Here is a 19,231-nt window from a genome sequence, read left to right on the forward strand (position 1 = left end):
CCCGACGCTAGCCGGTCGTCCGTTCTCGTGCTCCACCGCCACGCGTAGTCCCGCCGGTGCGGCCGGTGCGGCCGGGACCCGTCCGCCCAGCCGGACGCGCGCCGGCCGCCGCGGTGCGGCCCGGCCCGGTGGCCCGCGTCGAGCCGGCCCGACGGGTGGCCGCGGCGGCCTCCGCGAGCACCACCAGCGGCACGTCCAGGACGACGGCGAGCCAGCCGAGCCAGAACCCGCCCGGCACGCGCCGCTGTCGTTCCCACCGGGAAACCTCGTGCCGACTCAACGTCGGCACCCCGGCGGCGGCACACAACTCGGCGGCGGCTCGCTGCTGGCTCCAGCCACGGGCCAGTCGGCACCGGGCCAGCAGCGGCCCGAGCTGCGCGGGACGCGGCGATGCGGGCGGGATCATGAGTCCTCCTGGCGGGCGTCGGTGCGGCGACGACCCACCCGTCCGACCGGACGGACCGGCGTCACCGCTCGGTTGCTGACCCCCGCGCGAGACCTGGCCACCCCCGCCGCCCCTCCCGCACCGTCCCTTTCTACCTCGGAGGTACGACGCCTTCCGCCGTCAGGTCGGGGGCGCGCGGTGCGCACCCTCCGCCGGCTCACGGCGGACTCGGCGACACCGCTCACCGGCTCCCGGCGGGCCGGACGACGCAGCTCCCCAGGCCGGGCGACGCAGCTCCCCAGGCCGGGCGACGCAGCTCCCCGGGCCGGGCGACGCAGCCCACCGGGCCGGACGACGCCGCCCTCGGGGCCGGGTGGCACCGCCGCTGGGTGGGAAGGGCCTGGGTCCTGGTGCCATCGACCGCTAGAGTCGGGTCGTGGCGCTCGGTCTTCCCTCGACACTCCCCAATCCGCAGCCGGCGATCGGGGAGCTCATCCGTGAGCGCCAACCGACCTTCTCGTTCGAGTTCTTCCCGCCCAAGACCGAGGCGGGGGAGCAACTGCTCTGGCAGGCCATCCGCGAGCTGGAGTCCCTGCGCCCGTCGTTCGTGTCGATCACGTACGGCGCCGGCGGCTCGACCCGGGACACCACAGTGGCGGTGACCGAGCGGATCGCCACCGAAACGACACTGCTGCCGATGGCCCACCTGACCGCGGTCAACCACTCCGTCGCCGAGCTGCGGCACGTGGTTGGCCGGCTCGCCGGGGTGGGGGTGCGCAACGTGCTGGCCGTTCGTGGTGACCCCCCGGGCAACCCGGGCGGTGAGTGGATCCGCCACCCCGAGGGCGTGGACTACGCCGAGGACCTGGTCCGGCTGGTGCGCGACGCCGGCGACTTCAGCGTCGGCGTGGCGGCCTTCCCGTACAAGCACCCCCGTTCGCCCGACGTGGCCAGCGACACCGCCCAGTTCGTCCGCAAGTGTCGGGCCGGCGCGGAGTTCGCGGTCACCCAGATGTTCTTCGACGCCGACGACTACCTGCGGCTACGTGACCGGGTGGCCGCTGCTGGCTGTGACACCCCGATCCTGGCCGGTGTGATGCCGGTGACCCAGTTCAGCACCATCGAGCGGTCCGTGCAGCTGTCCGGTGCGCCGTTCCCGCCGGCGTTGGCGGCCCGCTTCGAACGCGTCGCCGACGACCCGGACGCCGTCCGTCGGCTCGGCATCGAGCAGGCCAGCGAGATGTGCCGCCGACTGCTGGACGAGGGCGTGCCGGGGATCCACTTCATCACCCTCAACCGGTCCACCGCGACCCGCGAGGTCTGGCAGAACCTGAAGGCCGGCGCCCGCGTGTGAACGCTGCGCTTGCGACACCTGTTGCCCGGCACGACGGTTGATCCGTGGTGGGCACACAGCTGAACTGGGATCAGTACGCCACGGCGTGGGCGCGGTTGCACGGCGGGTTCGACCCTCGGGTCGCCGCGCCGGTGGTGCGCGCCTGGCTGCGATTCGCGTACCACGTCGGATACGTGCTGGGTCGACTGCGGGTCAGCCCCACCGCGGTCACCGTGGCCGGGGTGCTGCTCTGCTTCTGCGTACCGTTGCTGGTGGGCCGGCCGGGGGACGGGCCGTTCCTCGGCGCGCTGTTCGTGCTGCTCGCCGCCGTGGCGGACAGCGTGGACGGTGCGGTGGCGGTCGCCACCGGCCGCACCACCCGGCTCGGCTACGTCTACGACTCGGTCGCCGACCGGCTCGGTGAGGTGGCGTGGTTGCTGGCCTTCTGGCTGGTGGGCGCGCCAGGTGGGTTGGTGGTCGCGGGCGGCGCGCTGTCCTGGTTGCACGAGTACGTCCGGGCGCGGGCGGTCGCCGCCGGCATGCGGGAGATCGGCGCGGTGACGGTGGGCGAACGCCCCACCCGGGTCTCGGTGGCGCTGGCCGGCTTGCTGGTCGCCGGGCTGGCCGGGCTGATCGAGCCGGACCTGGCCGCTGGCACCATCACCATGGCGACAGCGGTCTGGGTGCTGCTGGCCGGTTTCGGCCTGGGGCAACTGCTCTCCAGCATCCGTCGCGCCCTGCTCGACGCCGACTGAGCGGCCGGGCCAGCCCGGCTCGACGCCGGGTCTACCAGGCGGGGCCGATCTCGTCGGCGACGATCTGCGCGGAGAGGGTCACCATCGGCAACCCACCGCCCGGGTGGGTGGATCCGCCCACCAGCCACAGTCCGTCAACCGGGCCCCGGTTCGCCGGGCGCAGTAGCCCACCGGCGGTGCCGTAGATCGACCCCCCCGGTGCGCCGGTCGCCACGTCCAGGTCGGCCGGGGTGCGGATCTCGCGGAACAGCAGCCGGTCGCGCACGTCCACGCCGCGCCGCGCCAGCACGTCCAGGATCCGGTCGGCGTACGCGTCGGCCAGCCCCGGGCGTCGCCAGTCGACAGCGCCCGCCGCAGTGCCCTGTCGGGCGGCGTTGACCAGCACGAACCACGCCTCGTGTCCGGCTGGGCGGACCATCGGGTCGTCGGCGACTGTGACGAACACCGCCGGGTCGGCCGCCGGCCGGGCCCGTACACCGCGCCCGGGGTCACCGAAGACCGCGTCGAACTCGGCGTCGTAGTCGTCCGGGAAGAAGACGTTGTGGTGGGCCAGCCCGGTGCTGCCGGAGACGCCGAGCAGCAGCACGAAGCCGGCGAGGCTGCGGTCGGTCAGCGTGGCCAGCCGACGCGGGTGCGGCAGCAGGTCACGGTAGACGGTGAGCGCGTCCACGTTGGCCACCACCACGTCGGCGGGTACCGGGGTGGTGACGCCGGCGAGGCGTACCCCGTGCACCCGGCCGCCGGTGGCGTCGATCCGGGTGACAGTGGCGTCGGTCTGCACGACCACGCCGAGGTCCAGGCAGCGGGTCAGCAGCGCGTCGGCGAGCGTGCCCAGACCACCGCGCAGGTACCAGCCGCCGAAGGCCAGCTCGGCGTAGGGGACCGCGACCAGCGCCGCCGGTGCCCGACGTGGGTCGGCACCGGTGTAGGTGGCGTACCGGTCCAGCATCATCCGCAGCCGCGGATCGGACAGGTGCCGGCGGCCGAGGCCGCGCAGACTGCGGCCCGGGGCGATGGCGGCCAGGTCGCCGACGCGCCAGGCCAGCGACGCGAGGTCGCGGGGAGAGTCGACGGTACGGCGCAGGATGTCCCGTGAGGAGGCGTTCCACACCCGCGCCGCCCGGCGCCACAGCCGCTGCCAGTCGGCCGCCCCCCGGTCACCGAACGCGGCCCCGATCCGGGCGGTGAACTCCTCCGGGTCGGCGCACGAGTCCAGGGTCGGGCCACCATCGGGAAAGACGTGCCGGACGATCGTGTCCAGTGGAACCAGGTCCAGGTATTCGTCGAGCTTCGCCCCGGTCGCCTCGAACAGGTCGTGGAAGACCTCGGGCAGGGTGAGCAGGCTCGGCCCGGTGTCGAAGTGGAACGACCCGGCCGGGGTGTCGTGCGTGTAGCGGCCGAGCTTGCCGCCGACCGTGTCGGCCCGCTCGAAGACGGTTACCTGGTGCCCGGTGGCGGCCAGCCGGGCGGCGGTGGCGAGGCCACCCACCCCGGCGCCCACGACCACGATCCGCGCCATGCCGCGTCCTCCCTAGCTGACCGGGCGGCCCCGCCAGGTCAGGCGGCGTCGCTTTCGCAGATGGTACGACCGCAGGGTCAGCCAACCGAGGACCACGACCGACACGGGGTGTGCGAGCGCGTCGGGCCACCACCGGCCACCTGTCGCGCGGGCGGTGAGCACCCGTCCGGCCACCCCGAGCACGTACGCGGCCAGACCCACGGTGGCCACCATCGGTGCGCCGGCCGCCGCACCCGTCAACGCGATCAGTGGTGGGGCGGTGTAGAGCAGCAGCAGCGCCGCCACCACGGCTGCCGCCGCGCCCGGGTGCCCGAACGACGCCCAGAGCGACTTCGAGTACCCGTCGCGCAGTTGCGGCCAGTCGTCGTACATCCGGCAGGTGGCCAGCCGGGAGCCGTCGGCCAGGGCGATCCGCCCACCGGCCCGCTTGACCGCCCGGGCCAGCTCGACGTCCTCCAGGATCTTGTCGGCGACCGCGGCGTGCCCGCCGGCGGCGTTGTAGCCGCGCCGGTCCACCACCAGGAACTGCCCGCCCGCCGCGGCCAGCGACGGCCGCGACGAGCGCTCCATCGCGCGTAGCGGCAGGAAGGTCAGCCAGAGCCACTGCAGCAGCGGCTGCACCAACCGGTCGCCGGCCGTCGCCACCACGATCCGGGGGTACGGCGACAGCAGCGTCGCCCGGGCGGCGCGCAACTCGGTGACGGCAGCGGCCACGGCGTGCGGGGCGAGCACCACGTCGGCGTCGACGAAGGCCAGCGCGGTGGCGTCCGGGTCGGCCCGGGTGGCCAGCTGCCAACAGGCGTGCGGCTTGCCCAGCCAGCCCGGTGGTGGGGCGACCCCGGTGAGCAGCGTGACCCGGGGGTCGTCGCCGACCACCGCGCGGACCACGTCGGCGGTGCCGTCGGTGGACCCGTCGTCGAGGACCACGACGCGCAGCCCGGGTACGCCGCGCTGGGCCAGCAGGGCACGCAGGCAGGGCGTGACCCGGGTGGCCTCGTCGCGCAGCGGCAGCAGCACGGTGACCGGCTCGTCGACGTCGTCGGGCCGGTCGGTGGGTCGGCGCAGCCACCGGGTGGCGTTGAGCCAGGTGTGCCCGGTCAACGCGGCGACGGCGATGAGCAGGGCGAGCAGGACGGTCATCGGGTCGCGTCGACGCCGGGGCGGTGTGGCTGGTGGGCCTCCCGACCGGGGTCACCGCCCCGGCGGGCACGCAGGAGGGTCACCGCCAGGGGTACGGCGGTCACCGCCATGCCGGCCGCGCCCCAGAGCGCCGAGGCGGGCAGGTCGAGGAAGACGGCGTGGGCCAGGATGCTGGAGAAGTACGTCCACAGGTAGAGCGCGAGCATCGGGTGGTCCCGCCGATCGGTGTGTTCGGCGGCCGGCCCGGCCAGCGGGCGCAGCGCGCTCATCATCAGCACCGCGAAGAGCAGCCAGCCCAGATAGTTGCTGACCGGGATGCCGGCCAGGCCGGGCAGGGCCGGGGTGGCGTCGCGCCAGACCCAGTAGCCCTCGGCCACCATCTGCGGGTCGAGGAAGAGGTCCCAGGCGGCCAGCCCCACGGTGGCCAGCGCGATCCGCCCCACCCATCGACCCACCGTCGGCCCGCTGCCGTCGGCTGTCGGTCCGCTGCCGTCGGCAGTCACGGTCCTGCCGCCGGTCAGTCGGACCGCCGCCAGCCAGGCCGGCCAGGCCATCCAGGTCCAGGCCAGCGGAATGATCAGCGGCACGCCGGCCAGCTTGGGACCCAGCTCTCCGGAGTAGTCGTAGCTGCCGAACGGCACGCCGGTGGCCACCCCGATCGCCTCGATCGCGAACCCGCCGCCGGTGGCCACCGCGACCAGCGCCGCCGCCACCCGTGGGCCCCGGCTGAGCAGCGCGTGGCCGACCGAGAGCAGCCAACCGAGGACGACGGTAGCCACTGTGAGCCCGGCCCGGGTGGCGCCGGTGGTGAGCGGGTAGCAGATCTGGGCGAGGACCAGAACGGCGAGCAGCGTCCAGGAGATCCGCCGGGTCATGACGCCGGTGGCTCGAGCGGCAGATCCCGACCGAGTACGCCGAACGGTCGCTCGTCGCCGGGGAAGTGGAAGTCGCGCAGCACGTCGACGAAGCCGAACCGTCGGTACAACCGCCAGGCCCGCGAGGTCTGCTCGTCGGCCTCCGGGGTGGACAGCAGCACGGTGTCGCCCTCCGCCATGCCGAGCAGCGCGCGCAGCTGACCGGTGCCCAGGCCGTGCCCCTGCGCCGGCGGCCGGACGTGCAGCTCGACCACCTCGAAGCAGTGGGTGAGCCAGCGCGTGCGGGTCGGGGCGTTCAGCGCGCGGTGCACCTGGTCGTGCCACCACTGACCGGAGGCGCCCAGGTAGCCGTAGCCGAAGCCGGCGAGGTGACCCTCACTGGTCAGGCTGGCGACCGCCCGGAAACCCGGTCGGCGGACGTGGGTGGCGATGTAACCGCGCCGGGCCTCCAGCAGGTCGGTGCGGTATCCCATCGCCTCGCCGTAGACGGCCACCACGTCGTCCAGCCGCCGGACGAGATCGTCCGGCGTCCAGCGCACCAACCTCATGCCCGTCCACCCTTCACCGTTTCCGGGCCGCCGTCGACGACCCATCCGAGCACCGACCGGTCGCCGACCACGTCGCGCACCTCGAACCGGGCGAACAGTTCCTCGGCGTACCAGCCCGCGGTGGGGGTTCGCATGATCGCCGCCCGGTGCTCCGGGTGACGGTACGCGAACGCCACCAGGTCCGTCGGGTCGCGCCACACGCTCACCGTGCCCTGCCAACCCAACGGGGCCTCTCCGACCCCGAACCGGGCCAGCAGCCCGGGCGCGTCGCGCAGAGCGGCGGCCACCGGCGGGATCGCCCGCCAGAAGGTGGCCGCCCGGCGGGCCCGCAGCCGGGCCCGGGTCAGTGCCAGCACCGGGCCGGTGACCCGGCCGCCCGACGGGTCGCCGAACGGCCGCTGGCCGGACCACTCGCCCCGGCTGGTCAACGGGCGTAGGTCGATTCGTGCCTGGGCGTGGGCGATGCGCGCCCAGGCCCGCCCGACCGGAGAGTCGTCGAAGCCGGCCGCCGCGGCGGGGGAGTCCCAGACGGTCAGCGCCGCCCACCGGGTCAGGTCGGCGTCCCGGGGCCCGAAGTCGGTGCCGGTTCCGGTGCCCAGCAGCTTGCCGAAACGAACGCCGGGGAAGGCCCGCAACCGGCGGGGGTCCACCGCCATCCGGGTCAGCGCCCGGGGCAGCGCGCCAGGGGAGGTCCGCCACACGTGCAGCGTGACCAGCTCCGGAGCCGCGCTGACGTCGCCGCTGTGCCTGCTGGTTCGCTCGTTTGCGCCACCGCTTCGCGGCGGTGCGAACGTGTCGCTGCTGTGCCTGCTGGTTCGCTCGCTCCGCTCGCTCACGCCACCTCGGCGGGGGTGCCGGCGGTGACCCGCAACAGCTCGGGGTAGGTGGTCGGGAAGACCGCCTGGGGTACGCCACCCGCGGCCCAGATCTCCGGGTACGCCGCCAGCGCCGTGTCCACCAGGGTGCGCAGCGGGTGCGGGTGCCCGAGTGGGGCGACCCCGCCGATCGGCTGCCCGGTGTGGGCCCGGACGAACTCCGGGGTGGCCCGACGCAGTCGGGTGACGCCGATCGATGCCGCCAGGCCGGCGGTGTCGACCCGGTGTGCGCCGGAGGTGAGGACGAGCAACGGCGTGTCGTCCGCGTCGAAGATCAGTGAGTTGGCGATCTGGCCGACCTCGACGTCGAGCGCCTCGGCGGCCGCCGCGGCGGTGTGCACCGCGTCGGGCAGCAGACGGACCACGCTGGGCTCACCGGCGCCGTCGAGGGTGCCGGCGGCGGTGAGCGCGTCCTGCACCGCCCGTACGTTCGGGTGTGGCTGCATCCCGCCATTCTTCCCGGTCCGTTGGTGGCCGGTTCAGTCGGCCGGCACGCTCGGCGCGTCACACGTTGCATTTTCGTCGGAGGGGAGGTGTACTGTCAGCAGCAGTTAGAACGAGTGTTCGATTGCCTCGAACGCCCGTTCCAACCAGCCGGAGCGCGGCGTTTCGCGGCGCCACCTCCGGGCGGTGCGGCTCCGCGGGCCGCACCTGGGTTTCCGGGCAGTCGCGAGCCTGGTCCCCATTAGGCAGGAGCGTCGCTCGCCGCCCACGACCCCCGGGCGGCGGGCGACGCACCCGCCGGTCCGCCGGCCGGGTGTGGTGTGGGGAAGCATCCACACCCGGCCGGCCACACCCGGTGCGTCTTCCTCCGCACCACCCCGACCTCGGCGTCTCGTCGGTGGCATCAGCCGCCGCAGTGACGTCTCGGCCACGTGGAGGAGAGACACCCATGCCGACCAACCCGGCTCAGGCACCGACGGTGCCGGCGCACGTGCTGCCGCACCGCACCCCCGCCCAACTCCTCACGTTGGCCCGCCGTGGGCTGGTCGAGGCCGGCCAGACCCGACCTGACGGTCTGCGCTACGCGGCTGCCCACCTGGCCGCCCTGCGCGCGGCGGCAGCTCTGCTCGCCGCCCGGGCCCGCCCCGCGCCGAGTCGACGCAACCGGATCACCAGTGTCTGGGTCCTCCTCTGCGCCGTCGCTCCGGAGCTCGACGAGTGGTCCCGGTTCTTCGCCGCGGGGGCCAGCAAGCGCGCCGCCGCCGAGGCCGGCATCCCCCGGGTGGTCAGCGCCCGGGAGGCCGACGATCTGCTCCGCGCTGCCGAACAGTTCGTCACGGTGGTGGAAACCGCGCTCGGCGTGGCCCACCAACCGGCCCTGGACGGCCTCGCCGCCTGATCCCGCCGTGCCACCGGCCGCCCCGCGAGGGGAGCCGGGCGGCCGGTGGCATGGCGTGCCGGTCCTGATCTGATCCACAGCAACGACGGGGGAGTTGGTCCAATGGCGGGCCGCATGGTGGCTGGTTCCGCCGCGCTGGCCGATCTGGTGCGGCCGGCGAGCGCGCCCGACCCGGTCGGTGGCCACCGGGTGCTGCCGGTGGTGCCCGAGCTGATCGGTCTGCTGCCCAACCGGGGCCTGCGCCGGGGCAGCACCATCGCGGTCGCCGCCGGCCAGCCCCGCCGCAGCGGTGGCACCTCGCTGATGCTGGCCCTGCTCGCCGAGGCGTCCCGGGCCGGCTCGTGGTGCGCCGTGGTCGGGGTGCCGACGTTCGGCGCGGGCGCGGCGGCTGAGCTGGGCATCGCCCTGGACCGGCTGGCCCTGGTGCCGAATCCCGGCCCCGAGTGGGCCACCGTGGTCGCCGCGCTGATCGACGGGGTGGACGTCGTGGTCACCACCGTGCCGGCCTCGGTCTCCGCCTCGGTCGCCACCCGGTTGGCCGCCCGGGCCCGGCAGCGCGGCAGCGTGCTCGTCCCGTACGGCCGGTGGGACGGCGCGGACGTGACGCTGCAGGTGGTCCGGGGAGTCTGGGAGGGTCTCGGGCTGGGCCGGGGGCGGTTGCGCCGCCGGGAGATCACCGTCTCGGCGCGCGGGCGCGGGGCGGCTGCCCGGCCCAAGGAGATCAAGGTCTGGCTCCCGGGTGACGAGTTGACCCGGGTGATCCCTCGTACGCTGCCGTCGCCCGTGGGCCGATCGGCCGCGCCACTCGCGCTGGTCGGTCAGGGGTGACCGGCGCGCCGGCACGCACGCTGCTGCTGTGGTGCCCGGACTGGCCGGTGCTCGCCGCCGAGATCGTCGACGGGGTGCCGGCGACCGGCCCGGTCGCCGTGCTGCACGCCAACCGGGTGGTCGCCTGCTCCGAGCGGGCCCGTGCCGAAGGGGTGCGTAGAGGGCTGCGCAAGCGGGAGGCACAGGGGCGCTGTCCGCAGCTCACCGTCGTGGAGTACGACCCCGGCCGGGACGCCCGGGCGTTCGAACCGGTGGTCGCCGCAGTGGAGGAGTTGGTCGCCGGCGTCGAGGTGGTCCGTCCGGGCGCCTGCGCGGTGGCCGCCCGGGGGCCGGGCCGTTACCTCGGCAGCGAGGAGGCGGCCGCTGAGCGGATCATCGAGCATGTGGCGCAGTCGTGCCTGGTGGAGAGCCAGGTCGGCATCGCCGACGGGGTGTTCGCGGCCGGGTTGGCCGCTCGCGCCGGCCGGGTGGTGGCACCGGGTGGGACACCGGAGTTCCTGGCCGGGTTGCCGGTCGAGGCGCTCGGGCGGTCGGCGCTCGCCGACCTGCTGCGCCGGCTGGGAGTACGCACCCTCGGCGACTTCGCCGCCCTGCCGGCCGGCGACGTGCTGGCCCGGTTCGGGTTCGACGGTGCGCTGGCTCACCGGCTGGCCGCCGGGCGGGACCACCGCCCACTCGCCGTCCGGCAGCCGCCGGCCGACCTGACGGTGACCGCGGAGCACGACGACCCGATCGACCGGGTCGACGCGGCGGCGTTCGTGGCCCGGGCGTTGGCCGAGCAACTGCACGAGCGGCTGGCCGGGCACGGCCTGGCCTGCACCCGGCTCGGCATCGAGGCGGTCACCGAGCATGGGCAGGAGCTGCACCGGGTGTGGCGGCACGATGGTCTGCTCACCGCCGCGGCCATCGCCGACCGGGTGCGTTGGCAGCTCGACGGGTGGCTCTCCGGCAGCAACGGCCGGGCCGGTGCCCGACCGGCCCGGCCGACGGCCGGCATCATCCGACTGCGACTGATCCCGGACGGGGTGATCGCCCAGGCCGGTCTGCAGGCCGGCCTCTGGGGGGAGACCGGCGAGGAGCGGGAACGCGCGCACCGGGCGTTGAGTCGGGTGCAGGGCATCCTCGGCCCGGAGGCGGTGGTCACCGCGGTGCTCGGTGGTGGGCGCGCGCCGGCCGACCAGGTGCGACTGGTGCCGTGGGGCGACGAACGCGTCCCGGCCCGGCCCGAAGCTCCGCCGTGGCCGGGCCGGCTGCCGCCGCCCGCGCCGGCGGTGGTGCTGCCCAGTCCGCTCGCCGCGACCGTGCACGACGCCGCTGGCGAGCCGGTAGTGATCAGCGCGCGGTTGGCGGTGAGCGCCGCGCCCGCCCGACTGGTGGTCGGCACCGGTCAGCCAGCGGAGATCGTGGGTTGGGCCGGGCCGTGGCCGGTGGACGAGCGGTGGTGGGCGCCGGCCGAGGCCCGCCGCCGGGCCCGGTTCCAGGTCAGCCTGGCCGACGGTGCTGCCCTGCTGCTGGCCGTCGAGGCCGGGCAGTGGTTGGTGGAGGCGATCTATGACTAAGTCAGGTCGATCCCTGCCCGGCATCGGCTGGCTCCGCGCTGGCCGGGGAGCAGATGTCCTGATGAGCGTGATGACTCACAGACATCTTGATGCCTGTGAGTCATCACGCTCATCGCACCTCTCGCCGCCGTCGGGGCGACCGCCGTCGTGTTCGTCGTCGACCCGGTCGCCCAGCACCCCTCGGCCGAGCAGTACCGGGCCGAGCAGTACCGGGCCGAGCAGTACCGGGCCGAGCAGTACCGGGCCGAGCAACGTGGCCGGAGCGGCCGGATGAGCTTCCACAACCCGAAGATGCCCTGGTCGGAGCTGGAGCGGGTGCTCTCCGGGCGGGCCGGAGACAAGCGGGGAAGCCGGGGCGAGCGGCACCTGCACGTGGTGGACCCGCTCGCCGTGGACGCCGACGGCGGCGACTCCCCGGCCTGGAGCCGCCGCCGCGAGCAGTACCAGCCACCGGAGCTGACCCGCCCCGACGGCGTGGTGCCCTACGCGGAGCTGCACGCGCACACCAACTTCAGCTTCCTCGACGGCGCCAGCCACCCGGAGGAGCTGGCCGAGGAGGCGGCCCGGCTGGGGCTCACCGCGCTCGCCGTTACCGACCACGACGGCTTCTACGGGGTGGTCCGCTTCGCCGAGGCGGCTCGTACGCTGGGCCTGCCGACCATCTTCGGCGCGGAGCTGTCCCTCGGCCTGCCCGGCCCGCAGAACGGCGAGCCCGACCCGCACGGCGCGCACCTGCTGGTGCTCGCGCACGGCCACGAGGGGTACGCCCGGCTGGCCACCACCATCGCCCGCGCCCAGCTGCGCGGCGGGGAGAAGGGCCGCCCGGATTACGGGGACCTGGAGGAGGTCGCCGCCGAGCTGCGTGACCATGTGCTGGTGCTGACCGGCTGCCGCAAGGGGCACGTGCCGGGGGCGCTGCTCACCGAGGGGGTGGACGCGGCGGCCCGCGAGTTGGACCGGCTGACCGCGCTCTTCGGCGCGGAGACGGTGGCCGTGGAGCTGACCGACCACGGTCATCCCGTCGACGCCGACCGTAACGACGCGCTCGCCGAGCTGGCCGCCGCAGCCGGGTTACCGACGGTGGCCAGCAACAACGTGCACTACGCCAGCCCTGGCCGGCGTCGGCTGGCCACCACCGTCGCCGCGGTCCGGGCCCGACGCAGCCTGGACGAGATCGATGGCTGGTTGCCCGCGGCGGCCACCGCCCACCTGCGCAGCGGCGCGGAGATGGCGGCCCGGTTCGCCGCGTACCCGGGTGCGGTGGCGCGGGCCGCCGAGTTCGGCGCCGAGTTGGCCTTCGACCTCCAGCTCGTCGCGCCGCAGTTGCCGGCGTACCCGGTGCCGCCGGGGCACACCGAGATGAGTTGGCTGCGGAAGCTGACAGCTGACGGGGCGCACGAGCGCTACGGGCCGCCGCAGGCGCACCCGACGGCGTACGCGCAACTCGAGCACGAACTGAACATGATCGAGGAGCTGGGTTTCCCCGGCTATTTCCTCGTGGTCTACGACATCGTCACGTTCTGCCGTGACCAGGACATCTACTGCCAGGGGCGGGGTTCGGCGGCCAACTCGGCGGTCTGCTACGCGTTGCGGATCACCAATGTGGATGCGGTCCGGCACCAACTGCTCTTCGAGCGGTTCCTCGCCCCGGAACGGGACGGCCCACCCGACATCGACGTGGACATCGAGTCCGACCGCCGGGAGGAGGTGATCCAGCACGTCTACACCCGTTACGGCCGGGAGCACGCCGCCCAGGTCGCCAACGTCATCTCCTACCGGCCCCGGTCGGCCGTGCGGGACGTGGCCAAGGCGTTCGGCTACTCCCCGGGGCAGCAGGACGCCTGGAGCAAGCAGATCGACAGGTGGGGTTCGGTCGCCACTGTCGATGTCGAGAACATCCCCGAGCAGGTGGTGGAGTACGCCAACGAGTTGCAGACGTTCCCGCGGCACCTGGGCATCCACTCCGGCGGCATGGTGATCTGCGACCGGCCGGTGATCGAGGTCTGCCCGGTGGAGTGGGGGCGGATGCCCGGGCGCAGCGTCCTGCAATGGGACAAGGACGACTGCGCCGCGGTGGGCCTGGTCAAGTTCGACCTGCTCGGCCTGGGCATGCTCTCCGCCCTGCACTACGGCTACGACATGATCGGGTCCCGGCTCGACCTGGGCGACATGACCCTGGACGACCCGGAGGTCTACGACATGCTCTGCCGGGCCGACTCGGTAGGGGTGTTCCAGGTGGAGAGCCGGGCCCAGATGGCCACCCTGCCCCGACTCAAGCCCCGCGAGTTCTACGACCTGGTGGTCGAGGTGGCGCTGATCCGTCCCGGCCCGATCCAGGGCGGTTCGGTGCACCCGTTCATCCGCCGCAAGAACGGCCAGGAGCCGGTGACCTTCGCGCACCCGCTGATGCGCAACGCCCTGGAGAAGACCCTGGGTGTGCCGTTGTTCCAGGAGCAGCTGATGCAGCTCGCCATCGACCTGGCCGGCTTCGACGCGGCCGAGGCCGACCAGTTGCGCCGGGCGATGGGCGCCAAACGGTCGGTCGAGCGGATGACCCGGATCGCCGACCGGCTCTACGCCGGGATGGCTGAGCGGGGCATCACCGGTGAGCTTGCTGACGACGTCTACCGCAAACTCACCGCGTTCGCCAGCTACGGCTTCCCGGAGAGCCACGCGATGAGCTTCGCCTACCTGGTCTACGCCAGCTCCTGGCTCAAGCGTTACCACCCCGCGCCGTTCCTGGCCGCGCTGCTCAACGCCCAGCCGATGGGTTTCTACTCGCCGCAGACCCTGGTCGACGACGCCCGCCGGCACGGGGTGGAGGTCCGTCGTCCGGACATCAACGCCAGCGGGGCACTTGCGGTGCTGGAGTCCACCCCGGAGACCCGGTGGGGCAGCGGGCCGGGGGAGCCGCCGCACGCCTGGGGGCTGGGCGGCCCCGCCGTCCGGCTCGGCCTGTCCAGTGTGCGCACGCTCGGTGCCGACGTGGCCGAGCGGATCGAGGCCGAACGGGTCGCCGCCGGGCCGTACCGGGACATGCCGGATGTGGCCCGGCGGCTCGGTCTCACCGCCGCGCAGTTGGAGGCGTTGGCCACCGCGGACGCCTTCGCCTGTTTCGGGCTGACCCGGCGGCAGGCGCTGTGGGCCGCCGGTGCGGCGGCCCAGGACCGACCGGGCCGGTTGCCCGGCACGGTGACCGGCGCGGCCGCGCCCACGCTGCCCGGGATGGAGGCGGTGGACCGGCTGGTCGCCGACGTGTGGGCCACCGGGTTGTCGCCGGAGAGCCACCCCGCCCGTTTCATCAGGGGTCAGCTCGACGTGCTCGGCGCGGTGCCGATCGCCCGGCTCGGCCGGGTGGAGCCGGGGCAACGGATCCGGGTCGGCGGCATCGTCACCCACCGGCAACGTCCGGCGACCGCGGGCGGGGTCACCTTCCTCAACCTGGAGGACGAGACGGGGATGCTCAACGTCACCTGTTCGCCGGGGCTGTGGCAGCGCTACCGGCGGGTGGCGCGGACCAGTGCCGCGCTGGTGGTCCGAGGGCGGTTGCAGCGGCACGAGGGGGTGACCAACCTGGTCGCCGACCGACTGGACGCCATCGAGCCACCGGTGCGTCCGGCCTCCCGTGACTTCCGCTGATTCAGTGATCCACATTACGGTTTCCCGAGCCGTCGAGCGGGAGACTCGTCCCGAGCGGGCAGAGCGGCCCGTGATTCGTGAGGGGGAACGACAGTGACGGGAAATCACGCGTACACCGGTGGAATCGCCAACGCCCGGCGGACCCGACTGGGCACCGGCTGGGTGCCGTCGCACCTCGCCGACCCCCGCGAGTACGAGGTGACGAACGGTCCGGTGGCCAACGAGCGCCGGTCCCGGGCGGAGGACGAGGCCGAGGGCACCGAGGCCTGACCGGCCGCCGCGCCACGCACCGATCGGGCGTGTGGTGGGCGCCCCCGCCACACGCCCACACCACCACCGGGCCGAGTGACTAGGCTCGGCCGGGTGGAGCAGACCCGAGGCCGGTTCGCCGAGCCGCCGCTGACACCCCGCACCGCCGTGATCTGGTCGGTGCTCCGTGCCGAGCTGGACCGGCGCGGCGACGCCGAGCTCACAGTGCTGGACGTGGGCGGCGGCACCGGTGGTTTCGCCGTTCCGCTGGCCCGCGCCGGGCACCGGGTCACCGTCGTCGACGCCAGCCCCGACGCGCTTGCCGCGCTCACCCGCCGCGCCGCCGAGGCCGGGGTGGCCGACCGGATCGCCGCCGTGCAGGGCGACGGTGACGCCCTCGCCGGGCTGGTCGAGCCGGCCGGCGTCGACCTGGTGCTCTGCCACGCCGTCCTGGAGGTTGTCGACGACCCGACGCCGGTGGTGACCGCGCTGGCCACCGCGCTGCGCCCGGGTGGCGCGGCCAGTGTGCTGGTGGCCGGCCGGGCCGCCGCCGTGCTGGGCCGCGCGATGAACGGGCACCTGGACGTCGCTACCACAGTGGCCGCCGATCCGGCCGGCACCGCGGGCCCGCGCGACACGCTGCGCCGACGCTACGACGCCCCCGGCGCCGCCGCGCTGCTCGCCGCCGCCGGGCTGGTGGTCGAGGAGATTCACGGGGTACGCGTGCTGGCCGACCTGCTGCCGGCCGCTGTCGCCGACGGGCAGTCCGCGGCCGTGGTCGAGCTGGAGCGTGCGCTGGCCGCCCAACCGCCGTACCGGGACCTGGCCGCCCAACTGCACCTGTTCGCCCGCCGGCCGGCATGATCGCCGAGGCCGGTGGCCAGCCGGCACCGCTGGAGATCCTCGGGCCGGGCCACGGCGGCGGCCGCCTCGCCGACGTGCTGCCCAGCGCGCTGGCCGTGCTCGGGGTGCCCGGCTCGACCGACCCGCTCGGGCTCCGACCCGCGCTGGCCGGGGTACGCCGGATCGCGGTGCTGCTCGTCGACGGGCTCGGCTGGTACCAGCTGCCGACCGCGGCGCCGTACGCGCCGACTGTCGCCGGGCTCGCCGCGACCGTGGCCCGGCCGCTCATCGCCGGTTTCCCGTCCACCACCCCGACCAGCCTGGTGTCGCTGGGCACCGGTGTCGCCCCGGGCGCGCACGGCGTGCTCGGCTTCACCGTGCGGGTGCCCGGCACCGATCGGGTGCTCACCCACACCGACTGGGCCGCCGATCCGTCGCCGCTGTGCTGGCAGCCGGTGCCCACCCAGCTGGAGCGGGCCCGCGCCGCCGGGGTCACGACGAGCGTGGTGAGCCGGCCGGAGTTCGGCGGCAGCGGGTTGACAGTGGCAGCCAACCGGGGTGGCGACTTCCGGGGCGCCGCCGGCGCGGACGCGGTGGCCACCGCCATGCTGGCCGCGCTGGCCGCCGGGGCCGGGCCCACACTGGTCTCCGGCTACCACGCCGACCTGGACCGGCACGGCCACGTCAGCGGCGTCGACTCGGCACCCTGGCGGGTCGCCGCGACCGAGGTGGACGCCCTGGTCGCCCGACTGGTCGACGGGCTGCCGCCGGACGCGGCGCTGCTGGTGACCGCCGACCACGGGCAGCTCGACATCCCTGCCGCGCACCGCTTCGACCTGGACACCGATCCGCGACTGCGCGCTGGCGTGCGGCTGGTGGCCGGCGAGGCCCGGGTCCGCTACCTGCACGTCGAGCCGGGCGCGGTGGACGACGTGCGGGCCGCCTGGTCGGAGGTGCTGGGCGCCACGGCCCGGGTACGCACCCGCGACGAGATGGTGGCCACCGGCTGGTTCGGGCCGGTGGCCGAGGAGCACCTGGGCCGGATCGGCGACGTGGTGGTGATCTGCAACGACACGTACGCGGTCATGGCCAGTCGCACCGAGCGGCCGATGGCGTCGAAGTTGGTGGCCTACCACGGGTCGGACACCGCCGCGGAGCTGACAGTGCCGCTGCTGGTCGTCAGGGGCTGATCCCGGGGGCGGTTCGGCCCGCTGGCCGATGGTGGTGTCGTACCTCCGGGTTAACCTGCCGGGATGGGCCGCAGCCAGTCGTTGCCCCGGGGCGACGATCCGCGCTTCGGGCCGGACGCCGACGACTCCGCCAGCCCGATCCTGCACGTCGACATGGACGCCTTCTTCGCCGCCGTCGAGGTGCGCCGTCGCCCAGAGCTGCGCGGCAGGCCGGTGGTCGTCGGCGGTGTCGGCCCGCGCGGGGTGGTCAGCTCGGCCAGCTACGAGGCCCGCCGGTACGGCGTCCGCAGCGCGATGCCGACCAGTCAGGCCCGGGCCCGCTGCCCCCACGCGGTCTACCTGCCACCGGATTTTTCCGCCTACACGGCCGCCTCCCGGGCCGTCATGCAGATCTTCCGGGACGTCACGCCCCTGGTCGAGCCGCTCTCCCTCGACGAGGCGTTCCTCGACGTGACAGGTGCCCGTCGGCTCTTCGGCTCCCCTGCCACCATCGCTCGGCTGATCCGCCGCCGGGTCGCCGACGAGCAGGCGCTGACCTGCTCGGTCGGGGTGGCGCCGACTAAGTTCGTGGCCAAGCTGGGTTCCACCCGGGCCAAGCCGGACGGCATGCTGGTCGTGCCCCCGGGGCAGGTGCTCGATTTTCTGCACCCGCTGCCGGTGGACGCCCTGTGGGGGGTGGGGGAGCGCGCCGCCGAGGCGCTCCGCCGGCTCGGCCTGACCACAGTCGGCGACCTCGCCGAGGCGCCGGTGGGCATGCTCCGCCGAGCCGTCGGTGCCGCTTCGGCGTCGCACCTGCACGAGTTGGCCTGGGGGCGCGACCCGCGCGGGGTCAGCCCCGAGCACGTCGACAAGTCGATCGGCGCCGAGGTGACCTTCGACGTCGACGTGGCCGACCCGTTGGAGATCCGCCGTGCGTTGCTGGCGCTCAGCGCGAAGGTCGGTGTCCGTTTGCGCGGCTCCGGGCAGGTCGGGCGCACCGTCTCACTCAAGGTCCGGCTGGCCGACTTCCGCACGGTCAGCCGGTCTCGCACCCTCGACGTCCCCACCGACACCGCCCGCGAGATCTTCGACACGGTCTGGGCGCTCTACACCGCATTGGACCCGGGCGAGCGGATCCGACTCGTCGGTGTCCGGGTGGAAGGGCTCGCCCCGGCGCAGGGCGCTCCCCGGCAACTCACCCTCGGCGCGCCCGAGCGCGGCTGGCGCGAAGCGGAAGCTGCCGCGGACGCCGCCGCTGCCCGTTTCGGGCGGTCCGTCATAGGTCCGGCCAGTCTGATGGGCGACCGTGATCCCCGTCGAAACGAAAATCCACCCCGCCCATAGGTCGTCCCGCTTTCCGACGCGCGACCCCCCTCGTAGACTTGCGGGTAAGCAGCCGGTTGGCTGCCACGGTCTGACGGCCCGAATGGGCCCGACCAACGTGACCGGGGAGGAGTGCCGTGCCGCTCTCGGAGCACGAGCAGCGGCTGTTCGAGCAGATCGAGCGGTCGCTTGCCGAGGACCCCAAATTCGCCTCGGCCGTGCGCGCCAGCGATCCGCGCTTCCATGCGCGGCGTCGCCTGCTCGTCGCCGCCGGCGTCATCATCGCTGGCTTGGCTCTACTGGTCTATGGCGCGGTGATCAAGACTCCACCACTGGCGGTGGCGGGCTTCGTCGTCATGCTGGCGTCGGCCGCGTTCGCGGTGCAGTCGCACCGGCGGGCGCAGTCACCCGACCTGCACGTGGTGGGCGGCACGACGAGTCGTCGTCGTCCCCGCGGTGGCCGATCCGGTCGCCGGTCGTCAATCCTGGACCGCATGGAGGACAGGTGGCGGCAGCGCCCGGAGGGGCACCGCTGAGCCGGTCCCGCCGCTGAGGCGGACCGTACGCCGCGACGAGCGGTCGCCGGGCACAGCCCCCGGCGACCTCCGTCGTATCCGCACGCCCTCTACCGCTGCCCGCCCCGCCGGCTCCCGGCTCGCGCCGCGCCGCCCCGCCGGCTCCCGGCTCGCGCCGCGCCGCCGCGCTGGGCGCGCCGCCGCGCTGGGCGCGCCGCCGCGCTGGGCGCGCCGCCGCGCTGGGCGCGCCGCCGCGCTGGTCGCGCCGCCGCGCTGGTCGCGCCGCCGCGCTGGGCGCGCCGCGCGCCGGCAGCCCTCGCATGATCAGGTGATG

At 74.6% G+C, this 19,231-nt stretch carries 18 protein-coding genes; 11 read left to right on the forward strand and 7 right to left on the reverse strand.

What is annotated here, in order from left to right:
- Positions 1–7: 7 nt before the first annotated feature.
- Complete coding sequence (locus ACLQ3F_RS11365) at positions 8–406, reverse strand: helix-turn-helix domain-containing protein (protein WP_425848485.1); 399 nt, start codon at positions 404–406, stop codon at positions 8–10.
- 415 nt (positions 407–821) lie between these two features.
- Between ACLQ3F_RS11365 and metF the strand changes: the two genes are divergently transcribed.
- Positions 822–1,739, forward strand: a complete 918-nt coding sequence (metF, locus tag ACLQ3F_RS11370; RefSeq protein ID WP_091407621.1) for a methylenetetrahydrofolate reductase [NAD(P)H] — start codon at positions 822–824, stop codon at positions 1,737–1,739.
- Between the two features lie 44 nt (positions 1,740–1,783).
- Positions 1,784–2,473, forward strand: coding sequence for a CDP-alcohol phosphatidyltransferase family protein (locus tag ACLQ3F_RS11375; protein ID WP_112582773.1), 690 nt, complete (start codon positions 1,784–1,786; stop codon positions 2,471–2,473).
- Between the two features lie 31 nt (positions 2,474–2,504).
- Here the strand turns inward: ACLQ3F_RS11375 and ACLQ3F_RS11380 are convergent, their stop codons facing one another.
- From ACLQ3F_RS11380 to ACLQ3F_RS11405, 6 genes are all read right to left on the reverse strand, one after another.
- On the reverse strand, positions 2,505–3,992 hold the full coding sequence (locus ACLQ3F_RS11380; RefSeq protein WP_425848488.1) for a phytoene desaturase family protein: 1,488 nt from the start codon (positions 3,990–3,992) through the stop codon (positions 2,505–2,507).
- Between the two features lie 12 nt (positions 3,993–4,004).
- A complete protein-coding gene (locus tag ACLQ3F_RS11385; RefSeq protein ID WP_357205667.1) occupies positions 4,005–5,132 on the reverse strand; it encodes a glycosyltransferase in 1,128 nt (375 codons plus the stop codon).
- A complete protein-coding gene (locus ACLQ3F_RS11390; RefSeq protein ID WP_425848491.1) occupies positions 5,129–6,007 on the reverse strand; it encodes a carotenoid biosynthesis protein in 879 nt (292 codons plus the stop codon). Before ACLQ3F_RS11390 ends, ACLQ3F_RS11385 begins: the two co-directional genes overlap by 4 nt.
- Positions 6,004–6,555 carry a GNAT family N-acetyltransferase gene (locus tag ACLQ3F_RS11395; RefSeq protein ID WP_355007690.1) on the reverse strand — a complete coding sequence of 184 codons (552 nt, stop codon included), beginning with the start codon at positions 6,553–6,555 and terminating at the stop codon, positions 6,004–6,006. The genes ACLQ3F_RS11390 and ACLQ3F_RS11395 overlap by 4 nt, the downstream gene beginning before the upstream one ends.
- A complete protein-coding gene (locus ACLQ3F_RS11400) occupies positions 6,552–7,271 on the reverse strand; it encodes a monooxygenase (protein WP_425848730.1) in 720 nt (239 codons plus the stop codon). The genes ACLQ3F_RS11395 and ACLQ3F_RS11400 overlap by 4 nt, the downstream gene beginning before the upstream one ends.
- 116 nt (positions 7,272–7,387) lie before the next feature.
- On the reverse strand, positions 7,388–7,876 hold the full coding sequence (locus ACLQ3F_RS11405) for a YbaK/EbsC family protein (protein WP_355007689.1): 489 nt from the start codon (positions 7,874–7,876) through the stop codon (positions 7,388–7,390).
- Positions 7,877–8,322: 446 nt separating this feature from the next.
- Here ACLQ3F_RS11405 and ACLQ3F_RS11410 point away from each other — a divergent pair, with 446 nt between their 5' ends.
- The 9 genes from ACLQ3F_RS11410 to ACLQ3F_RS11450 all read left to right on the forward strand — a co-directional run bounded on the left by ACLQ3F_RS11410 (position 8,323) and on the right by ACLQ3F_RS11450 (position 18,918).
- Positions 8,323–8,772: an SAV_6107 family HEPN domain-containing protein gene (locus tag ACLQ3F_RS11410; RefSeq protein ID WP_007463070.1), complete on the forward strand. Its 450-nt coding sequence runs from the start codon at positions 8,323–8,325 to the stop codon at positions 8,770–8,772.
- Between the two features lie 102 nt (positions 8,773–8,874).
- On the forward strand, positions 8,875–9,600 hold the full coding sequence (locus ACLQ3F_RS11415; RefSeq protein WP_425848494.1) for a hypothetical protein: 726 nt from the start codon (positions 8,875–8,877) through the stop codon (positions 9,598–9,600).
- Positions 9,597–11,159, forward strand: coding sequence for a DNA polymerase Y family protein (locus ACLQ3F_RS11420; RefSeq protein WP_425848497.1), 1,563 nt, complete (start codon positions 9,597–9,599; stop codon positions 11,157–11,159). Before ACLQ3F_RS11415 ends, ACLQ3F_RS11420 begins: the two co-directional genes overlap by 4 nt.
- 270 nt (positions 11,160–11,429) lie before the next feature.
- On the forward strand, positions 11,430–14,798 hold the full coding sequence (locus ACLQ3F_RS11425) for an error-prone DNA polymerase (protein WP_425848733.1): 3,369 nt from the start codon (positions 11,430–11,432) through the stop codon (positions 14,796–14,798).
- A gap of 93 nt (positions 14,799–14,891) precedes the next feature.
- Positions 14,892–15,068, forward strand: a complete 177-nt coding sequence (locus ACLQ3F_RS11430) for a hypothetical protein (RefSeq protein ID WP_167492956.1) — start codon at positions 14,892–14,894, stop codon at positions 15,066–15,068.
- 75 nt (positions 15,069–15,143) lie between these two features.
- The gene (locus ACLQ3F_RS11435) at positions 15,144–15,911 is read left to right on the forward strand and encodes a methyltransferase domain-containing protein (protein ID WP_425848499.1); all 768 of its coding nucleotides are present in this window, start codon (positions 15,144–15,146) and stop codon (positions 15,909–15,911) included.
- Complete coding sequence (locus tag ACLQ3F_RS11440; protein ID WP_425848502.1) at positions 15,908–17,080, forward strand: alkaline phosphatase family protein; 1,173 nt, start codon at positions 15,908–15,910, stop codon at positions 17,078–17,080. The genes ACLQ3F_RS11435 and ACLQ3F_RS11440 overlap by 4 nt, the downstream gene beginning before the upstream one ends.
- Before the next feature lie 63 nt (positions 17,081–17,143).
- Positions 17,144–18,403: a DNA polymerase IV gene (locus tag ACLQ3F_RS11445; RefSeq protein ID WP_425848504.1), complete on the forward strand. Its 1,260-nt coding sequence runs from the start codon at positions 17,144–17,146 to the stop codon at positions 18,401–18,403.
- 116 nt (positions 18,404–18,519) lie between these two features.
- The gene (locus tag ACLQ3F_RS11450) at positions 18,520–18,918 is read left to right on the forward strand and encodes a DUF3040 domain-containing protein (RefSeq protein WP_030334542.1); all 399 of its coding nucleotides are present in this window, start codon (positions 18,520–18,522) and stop codon (positions 18,916–18,918) included.
- Positions 18,919–19,231 lie beyond the last annotated feature (313 nt).

Source organism: Micromonospora sp. DT15 (genome assembly GCF_049841475.1).
GTDB lineage: Bacteria > Actinomycetota > Actinomycetes > Mycobacteriales > Micromonosporaceae > Micromonospora.